The sequence below is a fragment of the Nocardioides koreensis genome (assembly GCF_039531775.1).
Lineage (GTDB): Bacteria > Actinomycetota > Actinomycetes > Propionibacteriales > Nocardioidaceae > Nocardioides > Nocardioides koreensis.
This window is the reverse complement of sequence record NZ_BAAAQR010000014.1, coordinates 101372-121345: the sequence shown is the minus strand read 5'-3', so window position 1 is coordinate 121345 and position 19974 is coordinate 101372. Positions and strand designations below refer to the sequence as shown.

At 71.5% G+C, this 19974-nt stretch carries 22 protein-coding genes; 12 read left to right on the top strand and 10 right to left on the bottom strand.

The features are described from left to right. Positions 1–545: 545 nt before the first annotated feature. Positions 546–1175: a hypothetical protein gene (locus ABD268_RS19555; protein ID WP_344156389.1), complete on the bottom strand. Its 630-nt coding sequence runs from the start codon at positions 1173–1175 to the stop codon at positions 546–548. Between the two features lie 995 nt (positions 1176–2170). On the opposite strand from ABD268_RS19555, the gene ABD268_RS19550 reads away from it, so the two are divergent. From ABD268_RS19550 to ABD268_RS19535, 4 genes are all read left to right on the top strand, one after another. Beyond that, the gene (locus ABD268_RS19550) at positions 2171–2713 is read left to right on the top strand and encodes a CG0192-related protein (protein ID WP_344156386.1); all 543 of its coding nucleotides are present in this window, start codon (positions 2171–2173) and stop codon (positions 2711–2713) included. Positions 2714–2938: 225 nt separating this feature from the next. Beyond that, complete coding sequence (locus ABD268_RS19545; protein ID WP_344156383.1) at positions 2939–3229, top strand: hypothetical protein; 291 nt, start codon at positions 2939–2941, stop codon at positions 3227–3229. Between the two features lie 321 nt (positions 3230–3550). After that, on the top strand, positions 3551–3961 hold the full coding sequence (locus ABD268_RS19540) for a hypothetical protein (protein WP_344156380.1): 411 nt from the start codon (positions 3551–3553) through the stop codon (positions 3959–3961). Between the two features lie 146 nt (positions 3962–4107). Beyond that, a complete protein-coding gene (locus tag ABD268_RS19535) occupies positions 4108–4467 on the top strand; it encodes a hypothetical protein (RefSeq protein ID WP_344156377.1) in 360 nt (119 codons plus the stop codon). A gap of 43 nt (positions 4468–4510) precedes the next feature. Here ABD268_RS19535 and ABD268_RS19530 read toward each other — a convergent pair whose 3' ends face one another. Further along, positions 4511–5257 carry a class I SAM-dependent methyltransferase gene (locus ABD268_RS19530; RefSeq protein ID WP_344156374.1) on the bottom strand — a complete coding sequence of 249 codons (747 nt, stop codon included), beginning with the start codon at positions 5255–5257 and terminating at the stop codon, positions 4511–4513. Between the two features lie 39 nt (positions 5258–5296). On the opposite strand from ABD268_RS19530, the gene ABD268_RS19525 reads away from it, so the two are divergent. Continuing rightward, positions 5297–6091, top strand: coding sequence for a class I SAM-dependent methyltransferase (locus ABD268_RS19525; RefSeq protein ID WP_344156371.1), 795 nt, complete (start codon positions 5297–5299; stop codon positions 6089–6091). 8 nt (positions 6092–6099) lie between these two features. On the opposite strand, the gene ABD268_RS19520 is transcribed toward ABD268_RS19525, so the two are convergent. Beyond that, the gene (locus ABD268_RS19520; RefSeq protein WP_344156369.1) at positions 6100–7104 is read right to left on the bottom strand and encodes a serine hydrolase domain-containing protein; all 1005 of its coding nucleotides are present in this window, start codon (positions 7102–7104) and stop codon (positions 6100–6102) included. A gap of 19 nt (positions 7105–7123) precedes the next feature. Continuing rightward, the gene (locus ABD268_RS19515; RefSeq protein WP_344156366.1) at positions 7124–7909 is read right to left on the bottom strand and encodes a methyltransferase domain-containing protein; all 786 of its coding nucleotides are present in this window, start codon (positions 7907–7909) and stop codon (positions 7124–7126) included. Positions 7910–7984: 75 nt separating this feature from the next. Between ABD268_RS19515 and ABD268_RS19510 the strand changes: the two genes are divergently transcribed. Both ABD268_RS19510 and ABD268_RS19505 read left to right on the top strand, forming a co-directional pair. Further along, positions 7985–8644 carry a class I SAM-dependent methyltransferase gene (locus ABD268_RS19510; protein ID WP_344156363.1) on the top strand — a complete coding sequence of 220 codons (660 nt, stop codon included), beginning with the start codon at positions 7985–7987 and terminating at the stop codon, positions 8642–8644. Between the two features lie 85 nt (positions 8645–8729). Continuing rightward, positions 8730–9179: a hypothetical protein gene (locus tag ABD268_RS19505; RefSeq protein ID WP_344156358.1), complete on the top strand. Its 450-nt coding sequence runs from the start codon at positions 8730–8732 to the stop codon at positions 9177–9179. A gap of 20 nt (positions 9180–9199) precedes the next feature. On the opposite strand, the gene ABD268_RS19500 is transcribed toward ABD268_RS19505, so the two are convergent. After that, on the bottom strand, positions 9200–9613 hold the full coding sequence (locus ABD268_RS19500) for a VOC family protein (RefSeq protein ID WP_344156355.1): 414 nt from the start codon (positions 9611–9613) through the stop codon (positions 9200–9202). Between the two features lie 117 nt (positions 9614–9730). Here ABD268_RS19500 and ABD268_RS19495 point away from each other — a divergent pair, with 117 nt between their 5' ends. The 4 genes from ABD268_RS19495 (at position 9731) to ABD268_RS19480 (ending at position 11834) form a co-directional block, all read left to right on the top strand. After that, positions 9731–10087 carry a VOC family protein gene (locus tag ABD268_RS19495; RefSeq protein WP_344156352.1) on the top strand — a complete coding sequence of 119 codons (357 nt, stop codon included), beginning with the start codon at positions 9731–9733 and terminating at the stop codon, positions 10085–10087. A gap of 16 nt (positions 10088–10103) precedes the next feature. Beyond that, on the top strand, positions 10104–10871 hold the full coding sequence (locus ABD268_RS19490; protein WP_344156350.1) for a DinB family protein: 768 nt from the start codon (positions 10104–10106) through the stop codon (positions 10869–10871). A gap of 31 nt (positions 10872–10902) precedes the next feature. After that, positions 10903–11469: a TerD family protein gene (locus tag ABD268_RS19485; RefSeq protein WP_344156348.1), complete on the top strand. Its 567-nt coding sequence runs from the start codon at positions 10903–10905 to the stop codon at positions 11467–11469. A 110-nt stretch (positions 11470–11579) separates the two neighbouring features. Continuing rightward, a complete protein-coding gene (locus ABD268_RS19480) occupies positions 11580–11834 on the top strand; it encodes a PspC domain-containing protein (protein ID WP_344156346.1) in 255 nt (84 codons plus the stop codon). 14 nt (positions 11835–11848) lie between these two features. Here ABD268_RS19480 and ABD268_RS19475 read toward each other — a convergent pair whose 3' ends face one another. Further along, positions 11849–12757, bottom strand: coding sequence for an aminoglycoside phosphotransferase family protein (locus ABD268_RS19475; RefSeq protein ID WP_344156343.1), 909 nt, complete (start codon positions 12755–12757; stop codon positions 11849–11851). Between the two features lie 96 nt (positions 12758–12853). Between ABD268_RS19475 and ABD268_RS19470 the strand changes: the two genes are divergently transcribed. Beyond that, the gene (locus tag ABD268_RS19470; RefSeq protein WP_344156340.1) at positions 12854–13585 is read left to right on the top strand and encodes a dienelactone hydrolase family protein; all 732 of its coding nucleotides are present in this window, start codon (positions 12854–12856) and stop codon (positions 13583–13585) included. 7 nt (positions 13586–13592) lie between these two features. On the opposite strand, the gene ABD268_RS19465 is transcribed toward ABD268_RS19470, so the two are convergent. From ABD268_RS19465 to ABD268_RS19450, 4 genes are all read right to left on the bottom strand, one after another. After that, positions 13593–16742, bottom strand: a complete 3150-nt coding sequence (locus tag ABD268_RS19465) for an ATP-binding protein (protein ID WP_344156337.1) — start codon at positions 16740–16742, stop codon at positions 13593–13595. Between the two features lie 43 nt (positions 16743–16785). Beyond that, entirely contained in the window at positions 16786–17982 is a 1197-nt protein-coding gene (locus ABD268_RS19460; RefSeq protein ID WP_344156334.1) for an NAD(P)/FAD-dependent oxidoreductase, read from the bottom strand. Beyond that, complete coding sequence (locus ABD268_RS19455; protein WP_344156331.1) at positions 17979–19232, bottom strand: flavin-containing monooxygenase; 1254 nt, start codon at positions 19230–19232, stop codon at positions 17979–17981. The genes ABD268_RS19460 and ABD268_RS19455 overlap by 4 nt, the downstream gene beginning before the upstream one ends. 78 nt (positions 19233–19310) lie before the next feature. Further along, the gene (locus ABD268_RS19450; protein ID WP_344156328.1) at positions 19311–19901 is read right to left on the bottom strand and encodes an OsmC family protein; all 591 of its coding nucleotides are present in this window, start codon (positions 19899–19901) and stop codon (positions 19311–19313) included. Between the last annotated feature and the right edge of the window lie 73 nt (positions 19902–19974).

The following is a 19974-nucleotide window of genomic DNA, read 5'->3' as shown; positions in this document are numbered from 1 at the left end:
CCAAAGGCCAGCACAGCTGCCGCGGCTCCAGGAGTCATGGAGCCAGTCTGATCCTGGGCGATGCAAGAAACCAGCGATTCACGGATGTGCCGCTGTCCGCGGATCGCGCACCGATGTGAGCTGAGGTTCGACAGGCTAGGTAGCCCATGTGCCCGTCGGGCTCTTTCACGATCTCGAGGACGAACACTGCCTTGGCGCTCGTGTTGTCGGTGCCCCACCACCCCGGGCCACCAGGTTCATCTTCAAGGCGGCGTACCTGTCCCGGTCGACACGGTGCGCACGCAACCAGTCCGCGAACAGTCGCACATGGGCCTCCGGCCGCTGCTCGGCGGTGACGATGTTGAGGTCGAGCCGACGTGCTCCACGAGCCATGTGGATCCCAGAGCCTGCTGCAGCTGGGCGGCCAGTTCGGCGTAGCGTCCACGCCAAGCTCCATCGGGCGCGGCGGGCCGCTCCGCCGGATACTTGTCCACCGACCTCATGGCGCGAGGTCATGCCCGCTCGACGTCTTCCTGTGCCGCAATGCGCGTGCTCGCTGACGCACGCTACTGCCGCGAGGAGGACACATGCCCGTGTGCCGCGTCCGATTTGGCTGGCGCTCTTCGGGCAAAGGCGTCGCGCCAAGCCGTCGCCGATTGAGGGTCGTAGTAGCGACTGAACCCGCAGCCCCAAGCGATGGGCGAATTCAGTGGTGAGCCGCCCCACCGTGCCTCACCACTCACGAGGAGGCGTGAACCGATGCCGTAGGCATCCCCGGGGTCTTCCGCGCTGTTCGACCCTGTGGTGGGCGGCTGCATGTCCACTGCGACGGTGTCGCCCCGGCCGCCGGAGAACCATTCGCGCACCTCGAACGTCACTCCCGGCAGCTTCATGTCGGCGTCGTCGCCTCGGTCGGAGACGGAGGCACCGATGTCCAGCACCACTCCGTCAAAAGCGAACGCCCGGCCGGCGAGGGTCTTGGGTGCGTATGACTCGACACAAGAGGCAGCACCCCCGGCCGGAAGAGGGCCGGTGTGACCTGCTGTTGGGTTTCCGCGAACTTCGGTCTCGTCGTCGCCGACGCCCTGAGCGTTGACGGGCTGCGCGGGCGCCGAGGCAACACCTTCACCTCCCGCACACGAGGCAAGGGGCACGACCAGCGCAACGCTGATGCTCAGCAGGACGAGTCGTTGCATCGCTGACCTCCATCGGTGCACCTCCAGGTGAATGGTTGGACCCTAGGCGCGACCGGCTGGTTCCATCAGCGAAAGGCCGGCAAGGCGTCCGGACATGACTGGATCCGCTCGGATCAGCCGATGTGCGGGCTAGTGGCTGTCATCCCAGATGAAGCGCCAGCCGTCGTCCCCGGACTCGATTGTCGGACCAGAAGCGGCCGAGTAGCTGCCCCTGGTCATGTCTTGTCGCACGTCGATGTCCCCGGAGCCACCAGGGTCGACCCGCACGCGGAAGGGGACTACGCCACTCGGAAAGGCGCTGACCCGCTCGCGCAGTGGGTGGACGTGGATTGCCTGTCCCGACACCACCAGCCTGACAACGCCTCCCGCGGGCGGGTAGACGCAGGCAAACACCGTCGCCTCCTCCCCGTAAGCGTGTTGCTCACCGGACCAGTCCGAGCCGATGACCACGAAGCCGTCGGCACGTTGAGGGGCAAGGTCGTTGCAGCTGGCAAAGCCTGTGGGCGCCGGATGCGAGGGTGGAGCGCTCGCTCGTCGCGACGCGTCGCTGCACCCTGCAAGGGGCATGGCTGCCACCCCGAACACCAGCACGGTGACGGTCGTTGACCGTCGCCACCCCACAGCCATGTCCTGAGTACTACTACGTCCCGGGCCCGCCTGAGAGCGAAGTGACAGAACCGCAACGCACGCTCTTGCCGCAGCGAGTGCACTCCAGCCGACGAGCGCACCGTGAGTCCCTAGACTCCCGTCATGCCATTGAGCCAGTCGTCTCGCTTCTATGCGGTCATGGCTCTCCTCTGGTCCGCTCTAACTGTGAGTCAGACCCTTCTGGCATTGAGCCGTGGTTCGGCCGTCGACTGGCTACTAGCAGCAGGGTTCGCCGTGCTGGCTGTTGTCTCGGCAATCCGCTGGAACAAGATGAGGCGAAAGCAGTAGTTCGATGTCCTGAATTGCCGCGATCCGCGCGGACCTGGCTCGTGATCTAGGTTGTGGCAATGGCGATCCTGCATCGTGCAACGGTGACACCCACCAAGACTGAGCTCGTCGCATGTTGGCTCGACCGGCAGTCGTGGGGTGGTGTGGGTGAGGTCGAGGTGATCGGGAGCTATCGGTTCGATGACCCTGAGGGCGCCGTCGGTGTGGAGGCGTTGATCGTCAGCCGGGGATCGAGCCTCTTCCACGTGCCGATGACCTATCGCGGCGCTGCACTCGACGGCGCGGAGGCACACCTGATCGGGACCATGGACCACTCGGTCCTGGGCAAACGGTGGATCTATGAAGCCATCAACGACCCGGTGGCGGTGGCGTGCTTCGCCCGGGCATTGTCGGGTCAGCAGAAGCAAGCGACCCTGGACCTCTACGACGGTGACGACCTCATTGCCCGCCGTGAGCCGACTGTCCGGATTCACCGTCGAGTGGACGCCGCCTCAGCCGTGGGTAGTCTCCGACTGGTGCAGGCACTGGACGAGGTGTTCCACGGCGGCGAGACGCTGGTGGCGACCTGGCGGGATGGGGAGGCAGTAGTGGCCGCGCGCTGAGGCGGGACCGTTCCGGGTCGCGCTGGTGCGTTCTCCGACGCGGCGCTCGCAGGACTCAAGACTGACCGCAGCGCAACCCTGGTCGAACTGGATGTGCACGCTCATGCCGCTGATCGCGCGGTTCTGCCGAGTTGAGGACGGATCGAATCGTGCTGATGTCGAGACTGAACATCGGTTCGGGTCGATATGCGTGGAACTATGGCCTCGCGTTGTTGGGAGGTGAGCATGGCTGAGGATGAACACGACGCGGCGGTCAACTCCCTTCTCGCGGGCTTCGGAGGCTGGGCGATCGGCGACGACTATGACCTTGGCCTGGCGATCGAGACAGCGAACCCGGACTCGCTCCGCCAACTCGTAGAGGCTGTTGGAGCCTTGCCTGATTCAGTGTGGGCCTGGCTGGCGGGTTCTGAGTCAGCTGCGCCGCACCCTAGCGATGCATATGTCGCCGTCAGCGAGATAACGCTGGCAGCCGACTACGCCAGGGTCGTTCTGCAGCACATGCCTACGGGGGATTGACCAGCAGCACCGGCAATGGCCGGTGAACGGATCATGCCGCTGTCGGGGCGTAGTTTCCGACCAGCCGCGAGCCGGGCGCCGCCAGGCGCACGCCATTGCCGCATTCCGCGCTTGGGAAGTATCAAGCAGTTCGCTCCAAGAGTGCCGGGATGAGGTGTCTGACTAGCTCGAGAGCGCCCTCGGACCCTCGCCCTTGCCCTCGCGTGTGGCGCGTGGAGCAATTCGGGAACTTCGTCCGCTACCGCACGAACTCCCGGTCTACGCTCGGCGACGACTTTCACGGACCCAGGGGATGGCGGTATGGGACGTTGGCTCACCCTCGTGGCATTTATCGTGCTCGGCGTCCTGGTCGCCGCCTGTGTTCCGCTCGGCTCCTCCGGCGTCCGATCCGTGGCCGAACAGTTCCGAGCACCGCCGGACGCCGCCCCGCTCGAAGAGCGTGCGACGCCCAGGAGACTCCTTTGCCTGGGCGGGAGCCCGTGCCCCAGCCTCTTCAAGAGCTGGAACCTCCCGTCCCGAATCGACCGGACCGCCTTCGAAGGCCTCATGACCGCGTCCGGCTGGGCGCTGCAACCACACGGTGACTGCCAGCCGCGTCCGAACAGGTTCGCCCGGGTGGCCCTGTGCAGCGCCACCGGCGAGGTCAACGGCTACGCCGTGACGGTCAACCAGCTCGGAGACAGCCGAGACGAGGCGACAGTCCTGACCTTGGACGTCAGGCCGCTCGGCTGATCCGGTACGTCCCCTGGACTTACCGTGACGGGAGCAAGCAGTACACGTCGTAGGACGCACTGTCATGACGGGATCCGCTCGGTCCCGGTGATGAGCGATTGGTGGCGTCAGCCGCAGTGGGCGGCACATGGTGCAAGGATTCGCGAGTGGCCCCGCTGATCGAACCGCCCAACTCGGTGCTCCTTGTCGTGGGCCGGGAGCATTTCACGCCTCCCTCAACCTTCAACGGTATGGCTTGCGCCTCGACGACGGACTGCGTCGCGATCGGCGTGGTGAGTGTCGACGATGCGCCGACACTCGCAGGCTTCGCTCTTGAGACAGCACGCGACGACCTGCATCAGCTTGGTCAGTTCACCCTCGAAACTGAGGGGATGCTGTCGATCCGCGACGTCTACAACCGCGAGTACGAAGCAGCCGGCGTCGATCCGGGCAACGTGCTCCTGACGGTCTGGGGGAACGACGAGCAGGAGCCTTCCGAGCTCATCCTCGAGGTCCGCGCGCTCTGAGCTGTGTCGCGCGGGCGATGACGGCGGAACGGGTGCTCTGACCTCAGGACCCGGGAGATCCGGGGGTCCAGCGAATGCAGAAGGCCTCTTGCTGCAGGTCCACCGTCGCGGTGCCTTCGCGGCGGCAGACGTCCGCGAGCAGCGCCTCGGCGCTGTCGAGCCGGTGACTGCGTTCCTCGTCAGTCATCAGGATGACGGCGGAGTTCGTGGACAGGCAGTCCCTGTACTGCTGCGGGGTCACGCGCCACACGTGGGGGAACGAGGCGATCTGCGCCTCATCAGCGGGGAAGGGTAGGTCGACGGGACGGTCGTCGCCGGTGCCCTTCAGGTCCGGGTCGATCCCCGCCAGCTCGAGCTCCCAGCGCCGGCGCGGTGTGACCTTGTTCCAGACGAGCCCGAGACTCCCGCCGGGCCTGAGCACTCGACGTACCTCGGCGACCGTCTCGTCGAACGGGAACCAGTGCCACGCGTCGGCCACGAGCACCGCGTCCAGGCTGTGGTCCACCACCGGGAGTCGATGGGACGGTGCGCAGTGCGCGGTGGCTCCGGGGTGGAGGCGACGCAGCACGTCGAGCATGGCCGGGTCCGGCTCCACGGCGTCGACCGCCAGACCTCGCTCGAGCAGCGACCCGGTCAGCTGCCCCGTGCCGGCCCCGACGTCGGCCACTCGCCCGGCAGCGCCGGGAACCAGCCAGGCGACGGCCTCGGCGGGGTACGTCGGGCGCGACCTGGAATAGGTCTCGGCGGTCCGTCCGAAGACCAGTGCGCGACTCATGTCGATCGGCGTCATGCCGCACACCCTCCCACTCGCCCGGCTACTGTGCCCGGCATGGACCAGGCGAACCTGGGCGCTCGCATCCAGGCCTACTACGCGCACCACTTCGTCGAGGCGGACCGCCTCACAGCGCGCTCTGCCCAGGGTCGCCTGGAGTTCGAGCGGGTCCAGGAGCTGATCGCTGCTCACGTCCCGACGGGGTCGCGGATCCTCGACGTCGGCGGGGCGACCGGAGTGCACGCCGCGGCCCTGGCGGCGCTGGGCCATGAGGTCGTGTTGATCGACCCGGTGCCGGCGCAGGTGCAAGAGGCGCTCCGTCACGGGACGTTCGAGGCTGTCGTCGGAGACGCCCGGGACCTGCAGCTCGAGGACGACTCCTTCGATGCGGCGCTCCTGTTCGGGCCGCTGTACCACTTGGCGACGCGGGAGGACCGGCTGCTGGCCCTGGGCGAGGCACGGCGTGTGGTGCGCCCTGAGGGCTGGGTCCTTGCGGCGGCCATCCCTCGTTTCGCACGCCATGCCGTCCTGACCCGGGCTGAGGGCGTCCCACATCCCTATCCCCCTGGCTGGGTCTCGCTGCTGGAGCACGGCGATCCGCCCGACTGGGGGCGCTTTCCCGGCGCGCACTTCCACACGGCAGAGGAGCTCGAGGAGGAGCTCCGGCAGGCCGGCCTCGTCGACGTCAGTGTCTGCGCGATCGAGGGACCGGACGGCCTCGCCCTGGAGCAGCTGCGCGAGGTCGACGAGGATCTGCACCAGGCCGCGCTGCGGATCGTGCGTGCGGTGGGGCACCTACCCGGCGTCCGGGACCTGACCAACCACATGATGGGGATGGCACGGGTCGTGTAGCCGGCCGTTCAGGTGCCGAGCCGGGCGTCGAGCAGCCCGACGATCGGCCAGGCACCACGCGACCAGTTCGAGATGACGGTGTAGGTGATCGATGTCGACGGCTGGTGCAGGCTGGCGAAGGACACGCCCGCGTCGAACCCCTCCAGCCAGACCCCGTCGTTCGTCGCGTGGAGGTGGAACCCGAGGCCGTAGCGCTTGGACTCCTCCGGCCAGTCGCTGCGGGGTCGCACCATCTCGGCGACCAGCTCCGGCGCAACGATCCGTCCGGAGAAGAGCGCGTCCCAGAAGGCCCGGAAGTCGGCAGCAGTCGAGTAGATGCCCCCGTCGCCGCTGCCGAGCACGGGCAGGTGGAACACGTTCGTCCTCAGGCCGTCGGCGGCGAGGTAGCCGCGGGCGGCGCGACCCGGCAGCTCGTCGGAGCGCAGGAACGTGGTGTCGACCATGCCCGCGGGCTCGCAGACCAGCGTGCGCACCAGCTGCGGGAAGTCCACGCCGCTGGCCCGTTCGGCCAGCAGTGCGAGCACGACGTACCCGCCGTTGTTGTAGGCGAACCGCTCGCCGGCGCGGAACACGGTCTCGTGGCCGTCCAGCACCGGCAGGAACTGCTCGGTCGTCGCGAGCTCGTGCACCGGCACCGGCAGCACGTGGTCGCCGACGTCGTCGATGGCGTCCTCGTCGAAGTAGTCGCCGATCCCGGACCGGTGGGCCAGCAGCTGCTCGACGGTCACGTCGTCGGCGATCAGGGGCAGGTCCTCGCCGAGCAGCGAACGGGCGGTCGTGCCGAGCTCGAGGGTCCCGCGCTCGACCAGGCTCATGACCGTCAGTGCCGTCAGGCCCTTGGTCCCGCTCGCAGTGGCGAACAGGGTCTCCTCGGTGTTGAGGACCCCGTGAGCGCGGTCGGCGAACCCGTGGGCCGCGCAGAGCTCGGTCGCCCCCGCGCGATCGAGCCGGACCACGCCGGAGAACCGATCACGGTCCGCCGCTTCGGCCACCGCGTCCTGGAGCGACTGCATGCACCGAACCTAACCCGGTTCACCCGGGGCGCTCTGCGACGAGCTGCCACATCCCTCCGAGCCGCACGAACGGCTCCCGGTCGCACAGCGCCAGCTCGAGCCTCTCCAGCGCCGAGTAGTAGTCGGGGTCGTCCTTGAGCGTGTCGTCGGTGACGAAGTCGTTGGCGACCCGGGCCGCGTAACGGCCTAGCACCACCAACCCCGCGTCGGACATCGCCGTCTCGACCTCCTCGGCACTCACCTTCCGCCCGGCGGTGGCGAAGGTCGCCGAGTCGAACGCATCCGACTCCAGCTCGGCCAGAGCAGCCTCGGGGCCTTCCCGTGTCAGCCGCATGATCACCCGGGCGGCCGCGTTGGGAGCCATCACCGAGAGCCGGCCGCCCGGCCGGACCACAGCGGCAAGGCGGTCCACGTCGCCGGCGTCCGCCGGACGGTAGTGCAGGACGAAGTGGCACAGGACCAGGTCGTAGTCGGCCCCTCCTCGCGCCAGGTCGTCGATCGACCCCTCGACCGTGCGGAGTCGGTCGGAGACCCCGGCCTCCTCGGCCCTACGCCGGGCCTCGACCAACCACGACGGCGCCGGGTCGAGCAGCGTGACCTGGTGTCCGGCCTCGGCGAGCGCCACGGCGTCGCGGCCGTCACCGCCACCGACGTCGAGCACCCGCAGTCCACCGCGGGCCGCACCCATCGCCTCGGCCTGGCGACGCAGCGTCTCGCGCACGACCGCGAACCGGAGGCGTCCCCACGGCGCCTGACACCATGCCTGCCACTGAGCCAGCTTCTCGTCGAAAGGGTGCTTGTCCACGGTCCCCACCCTCTCCTGCCGGCAGGGTCCTCCGATCGCAACACACGGCCGACGCGGGCTGGGTATGGTGCCGCCGTGGACCCGAGGACCGAGGAGCTGCGCGAGGCCCACGACGTGCTGGCAGCCGTGTACGTCGACCGCCTGGCGAACATCCTGGACCAGATGCCGATCGAACGAGCGGTCCTCGGACTGTTCGCCGACCTGGTGCGCGAGGGCGGCACGGGCACCGACGTCGGCGACATCGGCTGCGGCACCGGCCGCCTGGCGCCGTACCTCTCGACGCGGGGACTGTCGCCGCGCGGAGTCGACCTGTCACCGGAGATGATCCGGGTCGCGCAGCGGGACTATCCGGGCTTCCCCTTCCAGGTGGCCGACCTGCGCGCACTCCCGTTCGAGGACACCAGCCTGGACGGCGTGGTGGCGTGGTACTCGCTCATGTACCTCCCGCCGGAGCACAGGGGCGCTGCCTTCGGTGAGCTCGCGCGCGTGCTCAAGCCGGGTGGCCACGTGGCCATGGCCTTCAAGATGGGTGACGACGCTCTTCGCCGCGGAGGTCGCTCACTCGATCTGGGAATCGGGTTCGACATCTACTGGATGTCCCGCCACGAGGTCGAGAGCCGCTTCACCGACGCCGGGTTCCGGGTCGTCTTCTGGGCGGAGAGGCCCGCAGATCCCGACGAGCAGCAGCCCCAGGGATACCTGGTCGCCGAGCTCGGACCGCGCGCTCCGGCCTGAACGGGCGCGGACGGAGACGTCACGAGTTCGTCACGGATGCCCCGGGTCTCGCCGTGGGCTGCACCCCGCGCCCGATGCTGTCGCCATGAGGGGGATCTTCTCGACGACCGCAGCCAAGGCCCTCGGGGTCGCACTGACGCTCGTGGCCCTCGTCTGGGGTTCCCAGCTCGGCCCGGGTGACCGGTGTGCCGAGGGGGCGGCGGTCACGGGCCACGCGTCCTGCGCCGACGTGCTGACCGTCGGGGGCCGCCCGTGGACGAGCTGGACCCTCGCCGACGACCTGGACCGTGACCTGGTCGGGCAGCCTCGGACCGGAGTCCAGAGGGAGTGCGAGGACCACGACTCCGCCGGGCGCACCTGTGGGAGCCCCGAGGAACCGGGGCCGGCCACACTCCGGCGGATCCAGGGCATCCCGGGCAGCCAGGCGCTCGCCCGCGAGGGCTACCCCCGCGACGTGATCTACGTGCCTGGCGACCCGTTGACGTCGTTCCGGTCGCTGCCCAGGAGGGTGCAACGCCTGATCGAGCACGGGTGACGGCGCGGACTCTTCGGCGGTCAGGCGACGAAGAGGCAGAACGGATGCCCCGAGGGGTCCGCCAGGACGTAGAGGGGCTCGTTCGGGTCCTCCGTCCGGTCCAGCAGGAGCTGCGCTCCTAGCGACTCGGCCCGCTCGCGGTGCCGCTGCAGCTCCTCGGAGCTCGGCACCGTGAAGTCGAGGTGCATCTGCATCGGTACGCCGGGCTCGGGCCACGTCGTCCGCTCCAGCCGCTCCACCTGCTGGAACGCCAGCCTGCGCGCACCCCTCGAGTCCACGAGGACCAGCCAGTCCGCGACGTCCGGGACACCGGCGGCCGGGGGCTCGTCCCCGGGTCGGTACCCCAGCCCCAGGAGCCGACGGTAGAACTCCGCCAGCCCTCGCGCGTCCGTCGTGTCGATGGCGGTGTGCAGCAGCTGCGGGTACTCACCCATGGAAGACCGGCTCCTCTCCGACGCGCCCGTAACGGCGTCCGCTCAGGGTACGGCGAGTGCTCGGCACGACCGCCGATTCGGACGTGGATCGTCCGCAATGACGCGTACCGTGCCCGCATGGCTATCGCACGATTCCCGAGCATCGTCATCGACTGCCCCGACCCGGGCGCTCTCGCGACGTTCTACGGCGCGATGTTGGACTGGAAGGTCGACATCTCCTCCGACTGGGCCGAGGTGCGCGCGGACTACGGCCAGTGCATCTCCTTCCAGCAGGTGGCGGACTACACCCCGCCCGACTGGCCGAGGCAGGAGGTGCCCCAGCAGATGCACCTCGACGTGAACGTCGAGGACCTCGATGTCGGCGAGGCGGCGGTGCTCGCCCTCGGCGCGACCAGGCACGAGCACCAGCCCGGGACGTCGTTCCGGGTGTTCCTCGACCCGGCGGGGCACCCCTTCTGCCTCTGCCTGGACTGAGCGGCGGGCGGGCGTCATGGCGGAGTTCACGGGCGACGACCTGACCGGCTCGCGCTTCGAGCGCGTCGACCTGACCGGTGCGGAGCTCCGCCACGTCGACCTGTCCCGCGCCCGGCTCCGCGACGTCGACCTGACCGGAGTCGTCATGCGCGGAGTCGAGCTGGTCGACGCGCAGATCGACGGCGAGATCCACCACCTCGTGGTCAACGGGGTCGACGTGGCGCCGCTGGTCGAGGCCGAGCTCGATCGGCGTGACCCCGACCGGGCCCGGATGCGCCCCACCGACCCCGCCGGCTTCCGGGAGGCCTGGGACATCGTCGAGCGGCTCTGGGACGGCACGCTCGCGCGGGCTCGCGGCCTCGCCCCCGAGCTCCTGCACGAGTCCGTGGACGGCGAGTGGTCGTTCATCGAGACGCTGCGCCACCTGGCCTTCGCCACCGACGCCTGGGTACGACGGGCCGTGCTCGGCGATCCCTCTCCCTGGGACCCGTTGGACCTGCCGTGGGACGGGATGCCGGACACCCCGGGGATCCCGCGGGACCGCGAGGTGCGCCCGTCGCTCGACGAGGTCGTGGCGCTGCGCCGCGACCGGATGGCGACAGTGCGCACGCTGGTCGACGGCCTGACCGACGCCTCGCTCGCGGCCCAGACCGAGCCGGTCGACGGGGCCGGCTGGCCACCGCCGCGGAGCTTCCCGGTGCGCGAGTGCCTGCTCATCGTCCTCAACGAGGAGTGGCACCATCGGCAGTTCGCTGAGCGGGACCTCGCCGTCCTGGCCGGGTAGGTTCGAAGGACCACCGACGGGAGGGCCGACCGTGATCGAGCTGACCGAAGGCCAGGAGCTGGCTCTGGCCACCGAGGACGGAGAGCCGCTGACCCGGCTGCAGATGGGTCTGGGCTGGGACAAGGAACGGACCGCGGGGTTCATCGGCACGGGTGCGCCCGACGTCGACCTGGACGCCACGGCCGTGGAGTTCGCCGGTGGCCAGCTCTTCGATCTCGCGTTCTACAACAACCTGCAGACCCGTGACCGGTCGGTGATCCACCTGGGTGACAACCTCACCGGCCGGGGCGAGGGTGACGACGAGGTCCTCGCCGTCGACCTGGGCCGCGTCTACGAGAAGGTCGACACGATCGTGTTCCTCGTGAGCAGCTACCAGGGCCACAGCCTGGAGTGGATCAACAACGCCTACTGCCGGCTGGTCGACGAGCGGGGACTCGAGCTGGCCCGGTTCACGCTCAGCGGCGGGGTGCCCCAGACGGGCCTCGCGATGGCCAAGCTCTTCCGGGACGGCGAGCAGTGGAGGTTCCGGGCGATCGGCCAGGGGATCGCGGTGAAGATCCCGACGGAGTCGGTGGAGGCGCTGCGCCCGTTCCTCTGAGGGGCCGCTCAGGGTCGGGACAGGGTGGCACCGGATGTGGCGGCCCGTCCCGGCGGCGCACAGTGGAGATGTCGGGGAGACGCCCCGACACCGACACCGAGGAGACCCCCATGAACGACATCCACCAGAGCTTCGCCCAGCACGGCCTGGTCCGCCCGCGGGACGGACGGATCCTCGGCGGTGTCTGCGCCGGCCTCGGCCGCCGGTTCGGCATCGCCCCGTGGCCTGCGCGGCTCCTCTTCCTGCTGCTGCTCATGGTCATCCCGGGCAGCCAGATCCTGGTCTACCCGATCCTGTGGATCCTGATGCCGTCTGAGGAGACAGTCCGGGTCCCGACACCGACACCGCCCGCCCCCACCGGCTGACCCCGCGGCTGCGCTCAGCCGTCCGCGTCGTCGAGGACGAGTCGGAGCCGACGCAGGCACTCCTGCACGAACTCCGGCCAGGTCGACCAGTAGTACGGCACCCCGGAGAGGGCGATGGCCAGTGCCCACGCTCGGGCTCGCTGCCGGGTGCCCCGGTCCAGGCCCAGCGCGTCGGCGTACGCGTGACGGGCCTCGGGAGGGAGATCCCAGGTGGCGGCGTGCTCGCAGGTCGGCGCACCGACGGAGAGGCCACCGAAGTCGACCACTCCCACCAGGACGCCCTCCCGGACCAGGAGGTTGGACGGCTTGAGGTCGGTGTGCATCCAGGTGTGGGCGTCCCGTGGCTCGTCCAGCTCCATCGCCGCCCGCCAGATGGCCTCCAGGCCGGCCAGGTCGAGGTCGAGTCCACTCAGGTCGCGGCAGGCGGCGAGGTTCTCGAAGGTCGAGCCGGCGAGCTCCCGCAGGCTGCCACCCCGGTACGACGACAGCGGTTCCTCACGCCGGGCTCCCATCAGGTCGACCGCCTGGAGCGCGTGCACGAAGCCGGCCAGGTCGCGCCCCAGCCGGACCGGGTCCTCGACGGCGTCCGGATCCAGCTCGGAGCCGTCGATCCACCGGTAGACCGACCAGGGGAACGGGTAGCCGTCACCGGCTCGGCCGAGTGCGACCGGCTCCGGCACCGCGATGGGCAGGTGCGGCGCCAGGCGAGGCAACCACGCCTGCTCCTTGCCCACGTGCGCTGCGGTGCCCGGCTTGCGCGGCAGCCGCACCACGAGGTCGTCGCCCAGGCGCAGCATCCGGTTGTCCGTCCCGTGCCCCGCCGGGCTCAGGTCCAGGTGGGCCCGGTCGGGGAGCTGGCGAGCGATGAGCCGGTGGATCGTGGCCTCGTCGATGTCGACCTCGTCCGGGTGCAGGAGTGTCATGGGGACCCACCCAAGCACGGGACTGCACGGCGGGCGACCGACTTTCCGGCGCCGCGAGCACGGGACGGCCCCGCTCCCAGCCGCCATACTCGCCCCATGACCCTCCTGGACGGCTGGACCCCTGGCGAGCACAGCTTCGACGGTGTCACCCACCCGACGTACCGCAGGGGCAGCGGACCGGGGGTGATCGTGATCCACGAGATCCCGGGCATCACCCCGGAGGTGATCGGGTTCGCGGACGAGGTGGTGGCCGCCGGCTTCACGGTCGTGATGCCGCACCTGTTCGGCACCCCGGAGGCGCCGATGAGCACCGGCAACGTGCTGCGCTCGATCCGCACCGTGTGCGTCAGCGCCGAGTTCACCAAGCTGGCCACCGGCGTCACCTCACCCGTGGCCGGCTGGCTGCGGAGCCTCGCCCGAGAGCTGCACGCCGAGCTGGGCGGCCCGGGCGTCGGGGCGCTCGGGATGTGCTTCACCGGGGGCTTCGCGCTCGCAATGATGGTCGACCCGGCCGTCGCCGCCCCGGTGGTGGCCCAGCCGTCGGTGCCCTTCGCCATCGGCAGGAAGCGGGCCGCGGACCTCAACCTCTCCCCCACCGACCTCGCCGCGGTGAAGCAGCGAGCGGCGGCGGGCTGCGAGGTGCTCGGGCTCCGCTACCGCGACGACTTCGCGCCGGGCACGCGCTTCGACACCCTGACCCGCGAGATCGGCGACCGGTTCATCCGCGTCGAGCTCGAGGGGAAGGGGCACGCGACGCTGACCGCGCACCGGCAGCAGGTCGGCGTCGACCGGGTGTTGGCGTTCCTCGACGAGAAGCTCAACGCCTGAGCGGGGTTCACCGACCGCCGGCCACCGCCGGCTGCGGCCGGGACGCCCACTCCGCGGCGGTGCGGGCACAGCGCTCCGCGTCCAGCGGCTGTCCCGCCGTCGTGAACCGGGCGGCCGCCGTCTCGATCCACCGCTCGGACTCCTCCGGCCGGCCGTCCGCCCGGGCCAGGTGGGCGCGGGCCTCCGCGACGGCGGCGTCCCAGGAGGTGCCCTCCCACCTGCCCTCGGAGATCTCGGCCATCTCGAGGTAGCGGCCGGCGGTCGGCACGTCACCCGCGTCGGCGTACGCGATGGCGGCGGGGACGGCGAACATGACGTCGCAGAAGGGACAGTGATCGCTCTCCCCCATCGCCGCCTCGGCTCGCTCGACCACCGTCACCGCCTCGTCGGGGGTCCTGGCCGCGGAGATCGTCGTCCCGTGGATGCGCTGCAACAGGTGCATGCTGATCGACGACCACCGGGCCAGGGGCAGCGCCTGCTGCAGCAGCGCCAGCGCCCCGTCCCGGTCCCCTCGCGTCAGCCGGACCTCCGCGAGCCGCTGCAGGCAGTGCGCCTCCCCAGCCGAGGCGTCCACGTCCCGGTGGAGGTCGACACCCTCCCGGAGCTCGCTCTCGGCCAGGTCGAGGTCGCCCTTGAGCAGGGCCGCCTCGCCGATCAGGGCGGTCGCGAAGGCGACGCCACGCAGCGCCCCGTGCTGCTGGGCGCGCCGGCGCAGCCCGCCGCCGAGCTCGATCACCTCGTCGTACGGGGTCGGGCCGTAGAGGAGGTACTCCGCCACGCACAGGTGGGCGTCGAAGACGGCGGTGGCGAGCCCCGGGTTGTCCTGCGTACGACGCAGCTCGCGCAGGAAGCGCTGGTTCCACTCGCCACGCTGGTGCGCGATCAGGCCCTGCAGCCCGACGAGGTCCATGATCTGCCAGGCGTCGCCCGGCTGCAGTAGGGAGCGCGCCTCGTCCGCCGCCTCCCACGCGGACTCGACGTCACCGGCGAAGTACGCCAGGTTCCCCCGGGCCAGCAGCAGCGTCGCGTCCGCGGCGTCACCCTCCAGGCCCAGGTTCGCGAGGGCGACCTCGGCGGTCTCGAAGTCGCCCTGGTACGTCGCGGCTCGCGCGAGCCGCGTCCGGACCAGGCGGTGCTCGGTCCCGCTGGTGATCGACAGTGCGGCTCGGTAGGCGTCGACCGCGGACGGGTCCGCCAACGCCATCAACAGGTCCCCGCGCCGGGCGAGCAGGTGGGCCCGGTCGACCCCCGACGCGTGGTCGACGACCGCGTCCAGCAGCGCGAGCCCGTCGCGGTAGGCCCCGAGCGCGCCGGCGGTCTCGATCGCGGGCGTGGCGTAGGGAACCGCCTGCCGGGGATGGCCCGCGGCGACGAAGAGACGGGCCACCCGGGTCGGCGGGGTGTCCAGGTCGGCGAGCCGCTCGGCGATCTGGCGCCCGGCACGCGAGCGTTCGTGGGCCGAGAAGCCGGCCAGCAGCGACTCCCGCACCAGCGCGTGGCGGAACCGGTAGCCGGCCTCCGCCGGCTCGACCACGGACGTGGCCAGCGCGGCCTCGAGCGCGGCGTACGTCGCGGGCTCGTCGGCGCCGGAGGCGGCGAGCAGCTCGTCGGTGGTGAACGCCGCGCCCAGCAGCGCCACCCGCCGGAACACCGTCAGCGCGTCCTGGGTCAGCCCCGACACCGCCAGGTTCCGGGTCCCGCTGCCGGCGTCGCGCGCCGCCTCCAGCACCCGGAAGGGCAACCCGGCCGAGACCGCCCAGACCTCCTGGACGGTGCGCTCGTCGAGGTCCGGGAACCGCAGCTCGAGAAGCCTGCGGGTCGCGCCCTCGTCGAGCGGCGCGAGCTCGATGACCTCGCCGATCCCTCGCGACACCAGGCTCTCCTGCACCTCGCGCAGCGAGCGGTCGGGGCCGGGACGGGCGGCGACGAGGATGACCACCGTCTCGGTGACGGCGCAGCGGGCCAGGTAGTGGAGCAGCCGCAGGGATGCCTCGTCGGCCTCGTGCAGGTCGTCCACGACCAGGAGCAGTCCGCGGCCGGTGGCGGAGAGGCGCAGCAGCTCGGCGGCCGCCACGAACAGCCGCTGGTGCGCGGTCTCGCCGTCCCACGAGATCTGCCGGCCACCCAGCGCGCGGCCGAGCTCGTCGCCGTACATGTCGTCCAGCCCGTCGAGGAGCGTGGGATGGCGTCGGCACAGGTCTCCGAACGCCTCCAGCACCGGCGCGTAGGGCCACGAGCCCTCGACCGCCGACGCCCCGCCGCGGGCGACGCGCCAGCCGCGCCGGCGGGCCAGGGCCGCGGCGAGGTCGAGCAGCGCCGACTTCCCCACGCCGGCCACCCCGGTCAGCACCACCGTGCTGCCGCTGCCCGCGTCCGCGCGGTCCATCCGGGCCCTGATCGCGTCCGCCACGCCACGACGTCCCACCAGGCGTGTCGTCTCCGGGGCGGCGCGGCCGGCCCCGGGTTGCTCGATCGCCCCGGAGAGCCGGCTGCGCAGCTGCAGTGCCGCGGCGCTGGGCGCCGTGCCGAGCTCGCGCCGCAGCGCCTGCTCCATCCGCTCGAGCTGGCGCAGTGCGGCGCGCACGTCGCCCCGGTCGGCGTGCTCGCGGGCCAGGGACACGTGCGCCTCCTCGTCAGTGGGGTTGACCCGCAGCAGGTCCTCCCAGTGGCCGGCCAGGCGCAGGAGGTCCTCGTGGAGCACGCCCAGCGCGTCGCGCCACGGCGCCGTCCACGGCTCGTAGAGGTCGTCGGGCAGGAACGGGCCGGCGTACGTCGCCAGCGCCTGCTCCGCCTCGGCCGCCGAGCCGGAGGCCACCGCTGCCTCGGCGCACCGCCGGAACTCGACGGCATCCACCCGGACGTCGGCGTCGGGGGCCAGGATCACGAGCTCGTTGCGCAGCGCCAGGCCGGCCGTGCCGCCTCCCAGCGCCCGTCGCGCGTAGTGCGCCGCCTTGTGCAGCCGTGGTGCCGCGGCCTCGACCGGCAGCTCGGGCCACAGGGTGTCCATGACCTGTTCGCGGTGCATCCGGCGCCCCTCGGCGACCGCGAGCAGCTTCACCAGCGCGGCCGCCCCGCGGCGGCTCCATGCGTCCGGGGGCACCGGAGTGCCTCCGAGCACGACCGAGAATCTCCCGAGCAACGTGATGGTGACGTCCATGTGGTTGCCTCGACCGGATGGGGTCCGCCCCGCCCGCACTACGTTACCGCCACACGGGCGCGGGGTGACCGGGCCGATCCGGGACGGCCGGGGTCAGCGACTCCAGCATCTCGACCTCGTCGATCATCGCGGCGCTGACCCGACGCAGCAGCGGCTGCACCTGGTCGCTGTCCCACTCGTAGCCGGCGATCTCGTCGCTGACCTGGAACAGCTGGGCGGAGAGCAGGTCCCGCCGGCGTTGGTAGGCGTCGAGCGCCGTGGCCTCGTCCCTGATGCCGGTGAGGGCGTCGAGCAGGGCGCCGGCCAGCAGCTCGGCGTCGCGCAGTGCGTCGGTGATCCCGTGCGTGCTGATGGGGTCCTTGAAGTGGCCGGCGTCGCCGACCAGCGCCCAACCGGGGCCCCACGACCTGCGCACGAACCCGCGCCTGCCGGCCCAGCCGAACTGCCGCCCGACCCGCGTGGCCGCGGCCAGCCGGTCGGCGTACCGCGGCGCGGCCATCCCGAAGACCCTCTCGAACGTGTCCTCCGCCGACCGACCCGTGCGCAGCGTGCGCATCCGCTGCGGGGACGTGGCGACGAAGACGCAGCTGAGCCCGTCGCCGGTCGGGATCAGGCCCGCCGCGACACCGTCCCGGTAGGCCCACTCGTAGCCGGTGCCGCCGATGCCCTCGTAGTAGGCGTACTGCGCGGCGCTGCCCCAGCGCCCCTCGCGCAGCAGCGGGGCACCGACCTGCTGGGCCACGGACGAGGCGATCCCGTCGGCACCCACCACGAACCGGGCGGCCAGGTCGCGCGGTCCCCCGGGCGTGCGGGCCCGCACCCCGGACACGCGACCGGCGCGGTCCCGCAGCAGCTCGGTGACGCGCGTCCCGTGCAGGACGTCGACGCCGACCTCGCTCGCCGCGTCCACCAGGATCCGGTCGAGCACCGTACGCCGTGGCGCGTACAGCGCGTCGACGCCGGGACTCGGCCGGATCGAGATGTGCACCGGCTCCTGGTCGCCGTAGAGGAACGTCGTCGTCCTGATCGGCGGGGTCCCGGCCGCGACGACCCGGTCGAGCAGTCCCCAGCGGCTCAGCTGCAGCACCCCGGCGCGCATCAGGCCGTGCGTGGACAGCGTGTCCGCGCCGTACGCCGACCGCTCCAGCAGCGCGACCCGGGCGCCGCTGCGGGCGAGCAGCAGGGCCGTCGAGGCCCCGGCGACCCGACCCCCGACCACGACTGCGTCGTAGGTCCTCATGACGCCTCCTCCAACGCGCCGGCGGCGAGCTCGCCGCCGCACAGGTGGGACACCACGTCCCGGGCGCCGAACCGGGCGCCGTCGATGAACGTGGAGTCGCGCCGGTGCTGGAACCGCTGGCCGACGACGTACAGCCCGGGCGCCGCGGTGACGCCGCGCTCCTGCTGGATCGCGCCGTCGGAGCCCACGACCGGGATCCTCAGCCAGGGGTGGTGCGGCCGGAAGCCGGTGGCCAGCACGACCGTGCCGATTCCTGCGGCGCGCAGGTCCAGGTGCGTGAGCGGATCGGACGTGGCGACCCGCGGCGGCCGCACCGCCGGGTCCACCTCGGCACCCAGGTGCTGGAGGTCGACGTAGCGGTCGACGGAGTCGAGGAACCGGAACATCTGCTGGTCGGCGGTGTGGGTGGAGGCCGCCAGGTCGTCACGGAAGCCGACCCGGTGGCCGGCCACCTCGCCCAGGCGACCGGCCAGCTCCACGCCGGACCGCTGCAACGTCGCGAGGTCCACGTCGGAGCCGCGGGGGTCCGCGGGCTCCCGCCCCACCAGCTGGAGCGAGGGCTCGACACGGGCCTCGCCCCGGGTGACCTGGCGGGCCAGGCGACCGGTCTGCTCGAGCCACCAGAAGACGTCCATGCCCCGGTAGGTGCGTGGCAGCCTCGTGTGCCGGCCGACGGCCAGCACGACCCGACGTCCGGCACGGGCCAGCTCGTCGGCGATCTGGCTGCCGGAGGCCGAGGCCCCGACGACGAGGACACCACCGGGGGGCAGCTGGTCCGGGTTCCGGTACTGCGCGCTGGTGACCAGCGCGATGTCCGGGTCCAGCCGGTCCATGCCCGCCGGCACGTTCGCCCGCCCGGTCGCGCCGGTGGCGACGACCACGTGCCGCGCCTTCCAGGAGCGGCCGCCGGTCTCGACGCGGTACCGGTCCCGGTGCAGGGTGACGCGGTGGACCTCGTCCCCGAGGACCAGCGGGGCCGCGTTCGCGGCGGCGTACTGCTCGAGGTGGCCCACCAGCTCGGCGGCCGGCATGAAGCCGTCCTGGTCCTCGCCGGGGTAGCGCCAGCCGGGCAGCCGGGTCATCCAGCGCGGGGTGAGCAGGTGCAGCGAGTCCCAGCGCTCGCTGCGCCAGCGCTCGGCGATCCGGCCGCGGTCCATGACGACGTGGTCACGTCCGGCCTCGCTCAGCAGGCGGCTCACCGCCAGGCCGGCGTGGCCGGCCCCGATGACGATGGTGTCGATGGTGCTCATGGGAAGGTCCTCCTGGTGCCCGGCCCGGTCGGCGGTTCGAGCCGACCGGGCCGCGGTCGCTCCGTCAGCGGCGCTGCCTCAGCTGGGCTCGCGCCTGCCACCGACGACCACGTCGACGTGGACCGGGGTGGGGTTGGTCAGGGCGTCGTAGACGGCCGAGCGCCGTCGGGACTGCTCGACGATCGCGCGCAGTGTGTCGTCATCGGCGTCACCCTCGATGTCGAAGGTGACCCGCAGCTGCTCGAAGCCGTTGCGGACCGAGCCGTCGGACAGGCCGAGGATGCCCAGCAGGTCGATGTCGCCCTCCACGGTCGAGCTCACCTTCCAGAGGTCCACGCCCCGGGCGGCGGCGATGTTGCCGATCCCGGCGGTGAGGCAGGCGGCCACGGCGTGCAGCAGGTACTCCGCGGGGGTCGGCGCGTGGTCCGCACCCACCAGTACCGCCGGGTGGTCGGCCTCGACAACGGTGACGTGCTGGTGCTCCATCTCCTGCAGCGCGCCGTGGAAGTCGGAGAACTCGGTCCGGCTGTGGGTGCCGCCCTGCCAGGTGTTGCGGGCCCGGAACTGGAACTGCGCGATCTCCGGCTGCCCCTTCACCGCGTCGAGGGTGGCGAACAGGGTCGCGACGTCGACGCCGTTGCGGCGGGGGTTCTCGGTGGTGGTGGTCATCTCGGGATTCCTCCTGTGTGGTGTCCCGGCCTCGATCAGCCGGTTGCCACACGCTCTCTGGAGGGCCTTCCCC

Excerpts from the sequence above, each read along its gene's own strand:
- ABD268_RS19555 (WP_344156389.1), bottom strand. The coding sequence starts at position 1,175 with ATGCAACGACTCGTCCTGCTGAGCATCAGCGTTGCGCTGGTCGTGCCC.
- ABD268_RS19550 (WP_344156386.1), top strand. The coding sequence starts at position 2,171 with ATGGCGATCCTGCATCGTGCAACGGTGACACCCACCAAGACTGAGCTC.
- ABD268_RS19545 (WP_344156383.1), top strand. The coding sequence starts at position 2,939 with ATGGCTGAGGATGAACACGACGCGGCGGTCAACTCCCTTCTCGCGGGC.
- ABD268_RS19530 (WP_344156374.1), bottom strand. The coding sequence starts at position 5,257 with ATGACGCCGATCGACATGAGTCGCGCACTGGTCTTCGGACGGACCGCC.
- ABD268_RS19525 (WP_344156371.1), top strand. The coding sequence starts at position 5,297 with ATGGACCAGGCGAACCTGGGCGCTCGCATCCAGGCCTACTACGCGCAC.
- ABD268_RS19520 (WP_344156369.1), bottom strand. The coding sequence starts at position 7,104 with ATGCAGTCGCTCCAGGACGCGGTGGCCGAAGCGGCGGACCGTGATCGG.
- ABD268_RS19505 (WP_344156358.1), top strand. The coding sequence starts at position 8,730 with ATGAGGGGGATCTTCTCGACGACCGCAGCCAAGGCCCTCGGGGTCGCA.
- ABD268_RS19500 (WP_344156355.1), bottom strand. The coding sequence starts at position 9,613 with ATGGGTGAGTACCCGCAGCTGCTGCACACCGCCATCGACACGACGGAC.
- ABD268_RS19495 (WP_344156352.1), top strand. The coding sequence starts at position 9,731 with ATGGCTATCGCACGATTCCCGAGCATCGTCATCGACTGCCCCGACCCG.
- ABD268_RS19490 (WP_344156350.1), top strand. The coding sequence starts at position 10,104 with ATGGCGGAGTTCACGGGCGACGACCTGACCGGCTCGCGCTTCGAGCGC.
- ABD268_RS19480 (WP_344156346.1), top strand. The coding sequence starts at position 11,580 with ATGAACGACATCCACCAGAGCTTCGCCCAGCACGGCCTGGTCCGCCCG.
- ABD268_RS19475 (WP_344156343.1), bottom strand. The coding sequence starts at position 12,757 with ATGACACTCCTGCACCCGGACGAGGTCGACATCGACGAGGCCACGATC.
- ABD268_RS19470 (WP_344156340.1), top strand. The coding sequence starts at position 12,854 with ATGACCCTCCTGGACGGCTGGACCCCTGGCGAGCACAGCTTCGACGGT.
- ABD268_RS19465 (WP_344156337.1), bottom strand. The coding sequence starts at position 16,742 with ATGGACGTCACCATCACGTTGCTCGGGAGATTCTCGGTCGTGCTCGGA.
- ABD268_RS19460 (WP_344156334.1), bottom strand. The coding sequence starts at position 17,982 with ATGAGGACCTACGACGCAGTCGTGGTCGGGGGTCGGGTCGCCGGGGCC.
- ABD268_RS19455 (WP_344156331.1), bottom strand. The coding sequence starts at position 19,232 with ATGAGCACCATCGACACCATCGTCATCGGGGCCGGCCACGCCGGCCTG.
- ABD268_RS19450 (WP_344156328.1), bottom strand. The coding sequence starts at position 19,901 with ATGACCACCACCACCGAGAACCCCCGCCGCAACGGCGTCGACGTCGCG.